Origin of the sequence: Sulfobacillus thermosulfidooxidans DSM 9293 (genome assembly GCF_900176145.1) — a bacterium.
GTDB lineage: Bacteria > Bacillota > Sulfobacillia > Sulfobacillales > Sulfobacillaceae > Sulfobacillus > Sulfobacillus thermosulfidooxidans.
Genome location: NZ_FWWY01000001.1, coordinates 464,275 through 478,137, shown reverse-complemented (window position 1 = coordinate 478,137; position 13,863 = coordinate 464,275). Strand labels below are relative to the sequence as shown.

11 protein-coding genes are annotated in these 13,863 nt (G+C 49.0%); 5 read left to right on the top strand and 6 right to left on the bottom strand.

Annotated features, from left to right (window positions below; genetic code table 11):
- Positions 1-89: 89 nt before the first annotated feature.
- Positions 90-1,547, bottom strand: a complete 1,458-nt coding sequence (locus B8987_RS02530) for an MFS transporter (RefSeq protein WP_020376379.1) — start codon at positions 1,545-1,547, stop codon at positions 90-92.
- 210 nt (positions 1,548-1,757) lie between these two features.
- Here B8987_RS02530 and B8987_RS02525 point away from each other — a divergent pair, with 210 nt between their 5' ends.
- The gene (locus B8987_RS02525; RefSeq protein ID WP_020376378.1) at positions 1,758-3,764 is read left to right on the top strand and encodes a S9 family peptidase; all 2,007 of its coding nucleotides are present in this window, start codon (positions 1,758-1,760) and stop codon (positions 3,762-3,764) included.
- A gap of 114 nt (positions 3,765-3,878) precedes the next feature.
- Here B8987_RS02525 and B8987_RS02520 read toward each other — a convergent pair whose 3' ends face one another.
- On the bottom strand, positions 3,879-4,307 hold the full coding sequence (locus tag B8987_RS02520) for a peptidylprolyl isomerase (protein ID WP_020376377.1): 429 nt from the start codon (positions 4,305-4,307) through the stop codon (positions 3,879-3,881).
- Between the two features lie 66 nt (positions 4,308-4,373).
- The gene (locus B8987_RS02515; RefSeq protein ID WP_020376376.1) at positions 4,374-5,186 is read right to left on the bottom strand and encodes a lipoate--protein ligase family protein; all 813 of its coding nucleotides are present in this window, start codon (positions 5,184-5,186) and stop codon (positions 4,374-4,376) included.
- Between the two features lie 293 nt (positions 5,187-5,479).
- Between B8987_RS02515 and B8987_RS02510 the strand changes: the two genes are divergently transcribed.
- Both B8987_RS02510 and B8987_RS02505 read left to right on the top strand, forming a co-directional pair.
- Positions 5,480-5,914 carry a DUF4149 domain-containing protein gene (locus B8987_RS02510; protein ID WP_020376375.1) on the top strand — a complete coding sequence of 145 codons (435 nt, stop codon included), beginning with the start codon at positions 5,480-5,482 and terminating at the stop codon, positions 5,912-5,914.
- A gap of 97 nt (positions 5,915-6,011) precedes the next feature.
- Entirely contained in the window at positions 6,012-6,752 is a 741-nt protein-coding gene (locus B8987_RS02505) for a hypothetical protein (protein ID WP_020376374.1), read from the top strand.
- Here the strand turns inward: B8987_RS02505 and B8987_RS02500 are convergent.
- Positions 6,737-7,915, bottom strand: a complete 1,179-nt coding sequence (locus B8987_RS02500) for an LL-diaminopimelate aminotransferase (protein ID WP_020376373.1) — start codon at positions 7,913-7,915, stop codon at positions 6,737-6,739. The genes B8987_RS02505 and B8987_RS02500 overlap by 16 nt on opposite strands.
- Before the next feature lie 393 nt (positions 7,916-8,308).
- On the opposite strand from B8987_RS02500, the gene dapA reads away from it, so the two are divergent.
- Positions 8,309-9,214 (top strand): 4-hydroxy-tetrahydrodipicolinate synthase, encoded by a 906-nt coding sequence (gene dapA, locus B8987_RS02495; RefSeq protein WP_020376372.1) that lies wholly within the window; start codon positions 8,309-8,311, stop codon positions 9,212-9,214.
- Between the two features lie 26 nt (positions 9,215-9,240).
- Here dapA and asnB read toward each other — a convergent pair whose 3' ends face one another.
- The gene (gene asnB / locus B8987_RS02490) at positions 9,241-11,085 is read right to left on the bottom strand and encodes an asparagine synthase (glutamine-hydrolyzing) (RefSeq protein WP_020376371.1); all 1,845 of its coding nucleotides are present in this window, start codon (positions 11,083-11,085) and stop codon (positions 9,241-9,243) included.
- 148 nt (positions 11,086-11,233) lie between these two features.
- Positions 11,234-12,250: a GTP 3',8-cyclase MoaA gene (gene moaA, locus B8987_RS02485; protein ID WP_020376370.1), complete on the bottom strand. Its 1,017-nt coding sequence runs from the start codon at positions 12,248-12,250 to the stop codon at positions 11,234-11,236.
- Between the two features lie 147 nt (positions 12,251-12,397).
- Between moaA and B8987_RS02480 the strand changes: the two genes are divergently transcribed.
- Entirely contained in the window at positions 12,398-13,837 is a 1,440-nt protein-coding gene (locus B8987_RS02480; protein ID WP_020376369.1) for a cytochrome ubiquinol oxidase subunit I, read from the top strand.
- Positions 13,838-13,863: the final 26 nt, after the last annotated feature.

Genomic DNA, 13,863 nt, shown 5'->3' with positions numbered 1-13,863 from the left:
GGAATGTCAATGCCATAATCGGTAGCCCTTCCCATAAGGAAGGGCTACTTTGGTAGTGTGCATGTAGGATTGCTCTTGGTGATGGATTTTTACTTTGCGTCTTGAGGGGTTCCTTGAGAATGGGGGTGTGGTGATACCGTTGTGAGAAATGCTAAGGCGGTAAAACCGATGGCTGCCCAAAAAACGCCATGGAACCCTAATAAAAACCAGGCAGGATAATGGGGATTATTGTGGGACGGCGATGCGCCTATCCCCGAAAATACCCAAACGAGGGCTAAGATTTCCGTTGCTAAGCCAACGCCGATGGCTCGTCCTAAATTCCTTTGTGTGGCCATAAGGCTTGATGCCAACCCGGTATCGCGTTTTTGAACCGAATTAAGAATCGCCGTGCTGTTGGGAGAAGAGAACAATCCAGCGGCAACCCCTTGGCCCGCGAGAAGAATCCAAATCCACCATAACGGCGCATGTTGTGGTAATAATGCCATCCCCAAGTTGACCAACGCAAACATCAAAAGGCCTGCCCGTGCAGGTACTAAGACGCCCCTTTTGTCTGTCAAGGTTCCACCCACAGGAGATAATAGGATCATCGCCAGAGCCTGGGGAAAGAGCGAAACCCCAATTAAGCCGACAGGTAAATGCAATTCATCACGCAAGTAAAAGGGAATGAGAAAAGCAGGAAACATCATGAGCACCCAATAAAAAATGCCAGCCAACATATTAAGTGAGAACGGGCGCACATGGAATAAGCGCAGGGGAATCAAGGGATGGGTGACGTGCGACTCAATGCGGACAAATAGGTAAAGAGATGCTGCCGTAGCCGCGACCAAAACATATCCGTACCACCGGTGAAGATTTGCTAATCCGAATTGGAGGAGTGATGTGGAAACTAAAAACATCAATGCCCCCATCCAATCAAATTTCTGTTGGCGCAAGATCTCATCTTTGGGAAAACGGGGCAGATACCGGTACGATCCCCATAGGCCCCATAATCCAAAAGGAATATTGATCCAAAAAATACTTTGCCAGCCAAAGGCTGCCGTTAATACGCCTCCTAAGGGAGGACCGGCCAATGTGCCAGCTGCGACGACAGAACCAATCATCCCCAAAGCTTTTCCGCGTTCCTGGGGAGAGAATATGAGCGCGACAATGGCCATAACGTTGGCCATAATCATTGCGCCCCCCACGCCTTGGAATATCCGTGCCGACACAAGCCATCCGAAACTCGGCGATAAGGCGCAAAACAGTGAGCCTGTAATAAAAATCGCTATGCCTGCTATGAAAACATCGCGCCGGCCCAAACGGTCTGCCAATTGGCCCATGACGGGTAGAACACCCGTAATCACCAAGAGATAAGCGGTGACAATCCATTGTAAAATGTTAATGGACAAGCTGAATTGATGTTGCATAACAGGCAATGCCACATTAACCACGCTGGAATCCACGTTGACCATAAACGTCCCGGTTGTAGCGGCGGCAAAACTCAGCCACAGTGACCGGCCACTTAATGGGGTGACGCGGCCGGATTGCTTGTCTGATGCGGTAGCCATGTCAAGCCTCCTTGCTACAATTAATATAAAGGATACACGCGCGCTTTGTGCAGTATGCAATCAAAATACTAAAATTTCTTGTATAATGCAAGAATCAGTATAAGATGTTTTATGGTAACGCTGCCGACACGTCCCTTGCTATAATCGCCCTAACCGTTCACGACACACTGTGAAGAGGGGTGTAATCACTGCGAAATGGGGAGACGCACCATGACTTTAAAAGCGGAAGACCTCCTGGCATTAAAAACGTGGGGACAAGCCGTCGCCGCCCCAGATGGCCGGGTATTTTTTGTTGAATCCCAGATAAATAAACAAACCAATGCGGTAGAACACCGCATTATGCAAACCGAACCAGACGGATCCTCCTGGAGTTCGGTCCAGCCTTTTACCCAAGGACCTTCAGATACCCTACCTCAAATATCACCTGATGGACAGTATCTGGCCTTTTTATCACGCCGGTCGGGCAGCAATCAAGTATGGATCATGCCTTTAAAGGGAGGAGAGGCACGGCAGGTTACCCAGATTAAAGGGGGGATTAAGGATTTTGCTTGGCATCCCCGTGGACAAAAAATGGTAGTGATAGCTCACTTGTTTCGGGGACTAATTGAAAATGAAAAATCAGATGATCAGGCAAACTCAGGCTCACCGTCAGATGAGATGTTGGCCTATCGTTTTACGCGTGATGTCAAAATTATTACCAAACAATATTATAAATTTGACGGATCAGGATTTTTAGGGGACTTTATTGACACGGCCGTAAGTGTGGATTTACCGACGAATTCGGTTCAGGTCATGACACCAGGGCTTGAAGATGTCTTTAATCCCGTGTTTTCTGTCGATGGCGAGACATTATTTTATTTACAGCGGCCAAAATCGAGCGCCGATGTCAATCCCCAAATTCGCGAAATCTTTTCTCACGCGGGGCCGAGGAGTCAACAATTGACCCATTTAGGATTAGCCATTAGTCGGTTGATTGTCCATCCCAATGGAAAGACCCTCGTGTTTACCGCAAATGACCCGGAGGATTTAGGATATGGCAACGAAAAGCTCTGGCTATATAATCTCGAAACCGCCCAAGCAAGATGTTTGTCGGACGAATTAGACCGCCCGGTCGGTGATCACACGTTGACTGACGTGGGGGGACTCCCGCTAGACAAACCTGTCGTCAGTCGTGATGGTGAGTGGGTATTGATGTCTTTAAGTGATCATGGACGGGTGAACCTCTGGAAGTTTTCCTTGACTGGTGAGGAGCCTCCTAGAGCCATCACGCAGAATGCCTGGACGGTTTATAGCTATGCACCGCACACTACCGGACTCATTGTCGTGGCATCGGATCCCTTAAATCCTTCAACCATCCAGATCCTAGATGAAGACGGCACCTATTTATCGCCACCGCTTCATGTGTCGCTCCCTTGGGCGCAAGAGGAGCTGGCTATGCCCCTTGCGTATCAAGCGACAAGTGCTGATGGCACAAAGCTCGATGCCTGGATATTGTTACCGTCATCGCCCCAGAAAAATATTCCGGTAATCCTTCAAGTCCATGGTGGGCCTATGGCTATGTATGGGTACCGGTTCATGTTCGAAATGCAATTGTTACGTTCGCTCGGCTATGCCGTCGTTTATGGCAATCCCCGGGGATCGTTGGGATATGGACATGATTTTTGCCGAGCGATCATTGGGCACTGGGGCGATAAAGATTATGCCGATGTGATGGCCATTCTCGATGATGCATTACAGGGTCCAGGCAAAGCGCGATGTGATCAGAAAAAGTTGGGGATTATCGGGGGAAGCTACGGGGGCTTTATGGTCAACTGGGCTATTGCGCATACGGACCGCTTTCGCTGCGCAGTGAGTATGCGTTCGGTCGTGAACCGTTTTAGCGCGATGGGGACGAGTGATTTAGGCTGGTTACGGGTCGCGCAATACGGGACGAAACCATGGTGGGACGATCCCGAGCCTTACTGGCAACAATCTCCCTTGCGCTATGCCTCGTCGATTCATACGCCCCTTTTGATTGAACATCAAATGAATGATTATCGTTTGCCCTTAGAGCAAGGGGAGCAGTTATATCACGCGTTAAAATATTTGGGACGCGAGGTCAAAATGATTCTTTACCCGAATGAATCGCACGGCATGACACGAAATGGAGAGCCATGGCACCGGGTGTTTCGTCTTCACCAAATTACTAGCTGGTTTGCAGCTTATCTTCAGCACTAACTCTGCTTAGGGGAAAACAATAGGGACATGGGTCAAGGCTTTGCCAGTGGATACATGGGTAGTGAAAGGGAGGGCTGAGGTTAAACCTTAGCCCTCCCTTAGCCGTAGCTGAAATTATTCGTCTTGAATCGTGACCCGGGTCATGTGGTCGCCTTGACGAATACTATCTAACACATCAAAGCCTTCGATAACCCGGCCAAATACAGTGTGGACGCCATCGAGATGGGGCTGGGGACTGTGACAAATAAAGAACTGGCTGCCGCCAGTGTCCCGGCCGCGGTGAGCCATCGATAATGATCCCCTCAGGTGTTTGTGGGGATTGCCTTCGGTTTCACATTTAATCGTATATCCTGGTCCTCCCGTCCCATCTCCATTGGGATCTCCACCTTGAATAACAAAATTTGGAATAACTCGGTGAAAGGTGAGACCATCATAAAATCCAGAACGGGCGAGTTTCGCAAAATTGGCGACGGTACCCGGCGCTTCATTGGGGTAGAGTTCCAAGACCATCGTGCCTTTATCTGTTTCAATCGTTGCATGCATATGAATCTTCCTCCTATATGTTGAAGATGATACTGCGTTAAAGACAGGAAATTTCTGAGTGATGAGTTAGCCTGTTCGGCCCGAGGGTTCGGAAATAGGATCCCCACGCAGGCAACGTAGAGTATTTAATTCTCGAGCTTCTTGCCATTCCTCGGGCGAAAAGGGCTCGGAAATTAGGTGATAGTGTTGTTCAAACCCGGCTATCAAGGCATCATGCACATCTTGGATCGTGACCTGGGAAAATCCTGGATGATGACTCAGGGCGGTCACGACATCAGCCCGCAATATTTGTTGGCTTCCCGCTCGGTGATAAAATTCTTGAATGAACTCTGTCGTTCTCACAGGATCTTGCTGCACTAAGATCATGCCGGAAACGAGGGCAGACCCTCCCCGAATGGCTTGCGCAATGCCGGCAATTTTCTTGCCGTCACGAGTGACGAGATCATAAGGACCTTCACAATACGAGCCTTCGGCACGTCCAAATTGGGTGGCAATACCCAGCATGCGCAATCCATCGATAATGGGGGCGGTCATATCCCGGAAATTTTGTTCCCACACGGTCAAGTCCCGGCACGGGCGGGAGACTGCGAAACTTATGCACGTGCGATCCAAAAGGACGGCAGAACCGCCTCCGACACGCATATACACGGGGTATCCTTGATTTTGTGCCCAATTTAAAGCTTCGTCCAAAAATGGTAGTCGCCGATCTTTGGGACCTAACAAGAGATAGGGATTATGCTCACGTATTAAAATACCCCATGACTCTGTTCTCGCCGACCAGCGACCTAGGACTTCTGCTAAAACGGGTGATAAGTGAAAGGTTTCAGGATTGTTGGCAGCTGTAATGGTAATGAAGCGAGCATCTGGCAATATCGTCACTGCGTGCGTCCTTTCTGTCTGACCGTTCACAGGATATGATCATGGTCGGTGCTCATGAACACATCAAACGGAAATCGTGTTGGGCAAATCACAAGAACCCTGAAAATCCTCTTCCGTAATGGTACGAAAAAGCGACCAGACAAGCAACCACAGAAGAGCTGAGCCAAAAGATGGGTGCCATAATCCTGATGAACTACAAGATTCTTTTCTTGCAAAACATGTCGGTCTTCTTTGAGTCTGACATAATATTCTAGGGATAGAGAGTAAACCCACAATAAGGGCGGGGTGAGGACATGACCGTCATGGTCGGGCGGTTTTTATGGAGAATTGGGAGTGGGATATGGTTAGGCACGATTATTTTTTTCTCGTTAGTGGTGGCCCCGGCCATTTTTTTAGAACTGCCCATGGTCGATGCTGGCCGTTTATTGGTTCGCATTTTTCCCGCATATTACGGCATCGGTTTGTGGGGCGGAGGTTTGGCGCTCATTGGTTCTCTGTTGGCAGCGTGGTATGCCTCAAGCCGCAAGAACTGGCTACTATTTATTGAAGCGCTGTTAGCATGGATATTAGTGGTATACGCTAACCGGCTTTTAGGAATCATGAATCATTTAAACAGTGCATCGAGCCGGTTTGCCCATCTTCATGGCGAATCGGTGATGATTAATACCGTGATCGGTATTTTATTGATTGTCGGCTTTATTCTTGAAACGTGGATTATTCGCGACTAAATCTCGTTTGACAAAGACAAATCGAAAAAACACATTACAGGTCCGGTGGCGCTTTAAGATAACGCGAAAAGAAGGATTGTATGGTGATGAGAAATCCATGGCAAAAGTGACTCGATGGGTTGCCACGCGCCATTTAGAGGTTGTTGTTGATAAAGAACCGTGGCGTCTTCCCGAGGGACTTCAGCAACAAGTTAACCAATATTGGGACGGCTTAATACGCCACGGGACACCATTTTTCCGCGGTCCCGTGTTGAGTGTTCGTCAAGTGCATGAAGAAGGGTCGAGCGTTTTCATCGAAGGAGTATTGACGGACTATGCCCATTACCTATTTAGCCGGCAATTGCCCGCACAGCACCCCTATCAGGTGCGGGTGCTATTTGCCGCAGCCTGTTTGGTGACTCGGGACAACTGGTTAATTGCCGGGGTGATGAGTCCTGATACATCAAGACCTGGCTGGATTCAGGCGATTGGCGGGTCGCCGAATTTTGACGATATTGTCGACGGGCGTTTTCTTCCCGTCTCTTCCGCTCGGCGTGAAGCTGTGGAGGAGGTCGGAATTGAGATTCCTCCATCGCACTGTGAAGTGAAAGGGTTCACTCAGGACGAAATGGGGCGCATTGCCATTGCCGTCTCGATGTCTTTGGAACAGCGATGTGATGAGATTATCAATGATGTGCGGCGATACTTAAACGCCCTGTCCCAGAACGGGCCGACAGAACTAGAAGACGTGTTAGGCATCCCCATTAGTCCATCGGGTTTACATGTCTTGGAGAGCCAAACACGTCCTGTTGTTCGCTATTTAAAAGCTATTGTTCAAGGATTTTACACTGGCGGATGATCGCGTAAGGCTCGTGCCATGCGGTCTAGCCCTTCTTGAAGCCGGGCCGTGTCAATCGTCAAGGAAATGCGCATCCAACCGCGTCCATGGTCGCCATAGGCTTCTCCAGGTGTGAGCACGACATCGGCATACTGGACAAAATAATTGGTGGCCTCTTGGGAACTCATGCCAAAGGGAGCCGGAAACCACAAATAGAATGTGGATCTGGGCGGGGTAATGGGAATTCCCATATTATTGAGGGCTTTGACGGCCAAATCCCGGCGCTCTTGATATAAAGCGTTCATGGATTGGATAAAAGGAATTGGATTTGAATCAAGGGTGGCGATGGCAGCATCCTGAATGGCGGTGAAAGGACCGGAATCAAGATTACTCTTAAGCGTTCCTAAGGCGTCAATGGCTTCGGGATTGCCCACCGCCGCGGCAATACGCCACCCGGTCATGTTAAAGGGTTTGGATAAGGAATAAAACTCAATCGCAATATTCTTGGCCCCGGGAATTTCTAAAATGGAAGGGGCTTGATATCCATCAAAGCCAATATCGAGATAGGCGCCGTCGCTGCACAAAAGCACATCATGTTTTAAACATAGTTGTACGGCTTCCTCATAAAAGTCACGCGTGGCGATCGCACCAGTGGGATTGTTGGGGTAATTCAGCCACAGCATTTTGGCGCGAGCCCAAACGTTTTCCGGGATGGCAGATAAATCGGGTAAAAATTGCCTTTCGGCAGTAAGAGGGAGAGCATAAGGCTCAGCACCCGCCAAAATGGTTTGGGTATAATAAACGGGATACGCCGGATCGGGGACGAGGACAATATCTCCCGGCTCCGCCATGGCCCATATCAAGTGCGCAATGCCTTCTTTGGACCCGATTAGTCCAAGAACCTCCGAGCGAGGGTCAAGTTCCACGCCAAAGCGGTTATGATACCACTGGGCCATCGATGTCCGGAAATCAAGGCTTCCCAGATAATTGGGATAGCGATGAGTTTCGGGATTATCGACCGCGCGTTTCAAAGCTTCGACAGCGACAGATGCTGTGGGTTGGTCAGGATCCCCAATACCGAGAGAAATGACATCCCGTCCCATTTCGCGTTGTCTCGCTATCAATTTATCGAGTTCTAAGAATAAATACGGGGGAATTTTGTTCATTCGCGATGCCCGTCGCATAATACAGGTAACCTCCTAAAAATCCATGGTGATGGTCAGGTGGGATTCTCAAAACACCTCAGTTATGACACAAGTCTCCACAAAGTGCAACGAAATATATACAAACGTGATGAATTTTTATTTGACGCCAGCGGCACGGCATGATATAGTAACGGCAAGAAAGTAAAACACGCGAAGAACACACAGGGAAAGGAGACAAATCATGGTCCATTCGTTTTTACGCAATGGCTTGATGAAGGTCTCCGTATGTTCTTTTGCTCCTGTTATCCTCTTAGCCTCTGTGAAGTCGTGGAAGAAGCCCGGCGTTAAGACCTGGCCGGCTCGTGCGTAATTTTCGCGCGATCCGGCGTGTCAAGATTTTGGGATATCCACAACATTCAAGGAGGTCTTTTTATGCAATTACCCCGGATTTTTACTGCGATGATTACCCCTTTTAACGATGCTGGTCAAGTGGATTACGATGAAGCAGGTCGATTAGCTAACTGGCTGGTGGAACACGGGAGTGGCGGTCTTATTCTTTCTGGTACCACGGGCGAATCCCCCGCGTTGACGGACCGTGAACGGATGAATTTATTGCGAGCGGTGCGCGAGCAGGTAGGCGATGATGTTCCTTTATGGATGGGCACCGGGACGAATAATACGGTGCACAGCCGGGAACTGTCGTGGGAAGCGGCAGAAAATGGCGCCGATGGCGTTTTGCTCGTTTGTCCCTATTATAATAAACCTCCGCAAGAAGGCCTGATTCGCCATTTTGTTGAGATTGCCACGGGATTACCCGTACCTGTTATGCTCTACAATATTCCTGGCCGAACTGGCGTCAATCTCCTTCCCGCTACGGTGCGAACCATTACCCAAGAATGTGACAATGTTGTGGCGATTAAAGAGGCAGCAGGTTCTTTACCTCAAATGCAAGAACTCATTAATCTTGTTTCGCCGCAAATTCGGGTCTACTCTGGTGACGATGCCATGTACTTTACAGCGTTGACCTTAGGTGCCTATGGCGTGGTTAGTGTGGCATCACACTTGGTGGGCGATGAGCTGGTGACGATGACAGAAAGCCTATTACAAGGAAACTTAGAGCAGGCTCGGCAAATTAATACCACACTCATGCCCATATTCCACGAACTGTTTCGTTACACGAACCCGATTAGCGTGAAATGGGCGATGAATTATCTCGGATTTCATGCCGGCGATGTGCGGCTACCGTTAGTAACTCCACGCCATGAGCAAGCTTTTGAGATGCTGCGACAGTTGATTGACCAGTTAGTTCCAGAGCGGATGTGGCCCCGGGCTAGTTAATTGGGATAAAGACCGGCGTCCGGCCTTTATCCCAGCTCAATGTGGTAATCGGCAAACCAATAATGGGCTTGAATCAAGAATGCGAATAATTGAGCGTTGCCCATTAATTGGCCAAACCACGGAATTTGCTCGGCCATCGGTCCTTGGTTCATCAATTCTTTGACACGCGTGACGTCAACGATTTGATGAAGGGCAGAAGCAGGATCAGCGAGAATGTCTGTTAATTGCTCTCGCATCCTTGCGAAATAGGATGGATTTGGAGTGGAAGGATAAGGGCTTTTTTGACGCCACAAGACATCATCGGGCAGAATCCCTTCCATGGCCTGCCGTAAAATGACCTTGCGGTGTTCGCCTTGTGTTTTCATAGCCCACGGAATATTCCATACGTATTCGACAAGCCGGTGGTCACAAAAAGGCACACGGACTTCGAGCCCCACGGCCATCGTCATCCGGTCTTTGCGATCCAAAAGCGTTGGCAAAAAGCGTGTCAGAGTTAAATAGCTGATTTCGCGTATGCGCGCAGCACTGCGCGATTCGCCTGCCAAGCGCGGCACTTCATCTAACGCTTCTTGATAGCGCTGTTGGGTGTATTCGAACGGCCGAATATAGTGGACGAATTCGTTAGATAAGATACTCACCCGGTCTTGCAGGCGGCGGGCCCAGGGGAAAGTGTGAGCCTCAATAGCATCCGGATGGTGAAACCATGGGTAACCCCCGAATATTTCATCAGCCGCTTCGCCCGAAAGCCCGACGGTCGCTTGTTGTTTGATGGCGCGGGCAAATACCAGCAACGATGTATCAACGTCTGCCATGCCAGGCAGATCCCGGGCGTGCAACGAGGCAACGAGATTATCGACAAGATCGGGCGTATCCAATACGATCCGGGAATGGATGGTGCCGAGATATTCTGATACGCGGTTGACCCAGGGGGCATCAAGATTTGTTTGAAATGCTGTCGGCTTAAAATGTTTTTCCATATCGACAAAGTCGATAGAAAACGTTTTTAGCGGACCGCGTTTTTCGTCTTTAAAGGCTTTTACCGCTAAGGCGGTGACGGCACTGGAATCTAATCCACCAGATAACAGGGTGACAACGGGCACGTCAGCAATTAACTGTCGCTTAACCGTATCTTCGAGGAGATCGCGAATGGTTTGTCGTGTGGTAAACACATCGTCAGGGTGTTCGTGGGACACGAGTTGCCAATAACGGTGGGTAGAAATGCGTCCGCGTTTATACTGCAGATATTCGCCTGGCCGCAGCTCATACAACCCGTCAAAGACTCCATGGCCAGGGGTTCTGGCAGGACCTAGCGCAAAAACTTCAGCGAGTCCCTCGCGACTGACACGGTGTGGCATTTGAGGATGAGCCAAAATTGCTTTCATTTCGGATCCAAAAAGGATACCCTGGTGTAGCGGCGCATAAAACAAGGGTTTGACGCCCAGACGGTCCCGTGCCAGAAAAAGCGTTTGTTCGGCTGCATCCCATATGGCAAAGGCAAAAATCCCATTGAGGCGGCTTAATGATTCGTGTCCCCAAGCAATGTAGGCCGTTAAGAGCACTTCGGTATCGGATTGACTGGCGAAGGAATATCCCATGCTGATGAGTTCCTGTCGCAGTTCCCGGTAATTATATAATTCGCCATTGTAAACGATTGTATAAACCCGGCGACCTTCTCGGCGGGACATTGGCTGCATACCGCCTTCGGGATCAATGACGACAAGGCGACGGTGTCCCATCGCGGCATGTTCAGTCACCCAGGTGCCGCTCCCGTCTGGTCCTCGGCACGTTAGGGGCTGAACCATGGCATCTAAAGAAGACTGGTAAGCTCGGATATCTTGCTGCCAGTCAATCCATCCTGCAATCCCGCACATACGTTAACCTCCTCATCTTCAGATTTCCATTGGATGAGAAATCTGTTTACTGAATCAGTGGTTACTCTATGCGCGGGCGCAAAAGGGGGTGAAATGCTTGCATGAGCCAACTTTTGGAGAGATCAGCGAATAATGGTAGGGCAATAATTTATCCACCAATATGCGACATTTCTACTTTGGGCGCGGATGATGTGGCTTGGGACCGCAGTAGGGAATATTGATCGGTACGCCTCTGCCACAGAAGTTGTAATGCGTTCTCAATCTGAGCATCATCCCATCTCTCTTCCCGTAAAAGATGCCGTAAATCAAACCCTTCAGAGCCAAACAAACAGGTATAGAGACGGCCTTCAGGCGAAAGGCGAATGCGGGAACAATGATGGCAAAAGGGTTGGGTTACGGACGCGATGATACCGATTTCACCCCCACCATCTTGATAGCGAAAGCGCCGGGCGACTTCTCCTGGATGATTGGGAGCTAATGGTTCTAATGGCCATTCTTGTTGGAGGATTGCCAGAATTTCTGATGCCGGTACCACATCATCTAGTCGCCATCCATTGGTGTTACCGACATCCATATATTCAATGAATCGTAAGACGACTCCACTATGGCGGAAATGGCGTGCCATGGGAATGATTTGTTGGTCATTGACATCGCGTTTCACAACCATGTTGACTTTAACAGGTCCAAGACCAGCAAAAATGGCGGCATCAATAGCGGAAAGAATTTTTCCGACGGGTACACCAACATCATTGACGGCCTTGAAGACCTCATCAGTGAGGGCATCGAGGCTGATGGTTACACGTTTAAGGCCTGCTTGGCGAAGAAGCATTGCGCGTCTTCGGTCCAAGAAGTAGCCATTGGTGGTCATGGCAATGTCTTCTATGCCCGGAACCTCACTTAATTGCCGAATTAACACATCTAAATCTTGACGTAATAAGGGTTCTCCGCCGGTAATACGCACCTTTTTCACACCTAACTGAGAAAAAATCCTTACAGTGCGCGTTAATTCATCGAATGTCAGTAAATCATGCTTGGGTAAAAAGTGAAATTTGGCGCCAAAGACTTCTTTCGGCATGCAATAGACGCAGCGAAAATTGCAGCGGTCCGTCACGGATAAGCGGAGATCACGCAGCGGACGCTTGTGTTGGTCAGTAACAGTTGGCACAGGAATCCTCACCCTTTCCCCGGTCATTGCATGGCCAGGACTTAATATTCATTTTACCTTTTCTTTGATGTGGGAAGAAGCCCTTTAAAAGATGCCCATTGCGTATGATTCTGGCTATTGTGGCACACCCTATGCTTGGTGATGACAATGACAAATGTCGGATTGGCGCGCTTACAATTTGGGGGAACCTTACTGTATCACTTTCTCTTTGTTCCCTTGACGATTGGATTAGGACTGCTGATTGCCATTTTGGAAACGTTTTACTACCGCTCCCATAACGACGTCTACCGGAAAGCGATGCAATTTTGGATGAAAATTTACTTGGTGAACTTTGCTGTTGGCGTCGTTACGGGAATCATCCAAGAATTTCAGTTTGGCACGAACTGGGCTGATTTTTCTCGCTTTGTCGGGGATGTATTTGGAGCTCCTTTAGCGATTGAAACATTAATGGCGTTTTTCTTAGAATCGACGTTCTTAGGGGTATGGATTTTTGGTTGGGAAAAACTTTCACCCAAAGTTCATCTCTTTGCCATATGGATGGTGGCTTTAGGCTCGGCGATGTCAGCCTTTTGGATTTTAGCGGCCAATTCTTTTATGCAAGAACCGGTGGGCTTTGTCTTTCGTCACGGTCGCACGGAAATGGTAAATTTTTTTGCGGTCTTAGCCAATCCACAACTTTGGTTGGAGTTCCCTCATACCCTGTTCGGCGCGATTGCTACCGGCTCTATTTTCATGGCTGCGGTAAGCTCTTACCATCTTATTCGCCATACCAATGATGAAGTCTTTGAACCGAGTTTCCGGATAGCTATGATTGGCGCCTTGATTGGCAGTGTCTCTGTCTTTATTTTAGGTCATGAGCAAGCCCAACATTTAATTGTGGCCCAACCGATGAAAATGGCAGCGTCAGAAGCATTGTGGCACACCAGTCCCATTCACGCGCCATGGACGATTGTGGGAACTATCGATACCAAAACACACTCCGATCCCTTTGTGTTGCAGATTCCTTACTTGTTAAGCATCCTCGCGTACAACCGGTTAAGCGGACGGGTTACGGGACTATTGGAACTTAACCATCTCTACCAGTTGCGCTATGGGCCCGGGAACTACATGCCGCCCATCGTTTGGACGTTTTGGGCATTTCGTACGATGATATTTGCCGGCACCACTATGATGCTTATCGCTATCGTAGGAGCCTATTTAACTATCAAAGGTAAACGGCCACACTGGTTACTGGTATTGATGGAGTGGACTTTAATCTTACCGTATCTTTCCAATACGGCGGGGTGGGTAATGACCGAAGTAGGCCGTCAACCTTGGGCTGTCTTTGGACTGCTAAGAACCCCAGATGGGGTGTCGCCTACGGTCAGTAATAGTGAATTGTGGACGACAGTTATAGGCTACGGAATTTTGTATCTCAGTATCGCGGTGGCTGCCGTATATCTCTTTTTACTCATCATTCATCAAGGCCCCAGTCAAGAACAAGGTCAAGAAAGTGAGGACGAATCCTCAAAGCATGGCTATTTGCTCCATGGCCATGAGTCGTTAAGACATGCCAAGCCAACGGCTCAGTATGATGACATGCATTGACACCACGATGGAGACATGACGAATAG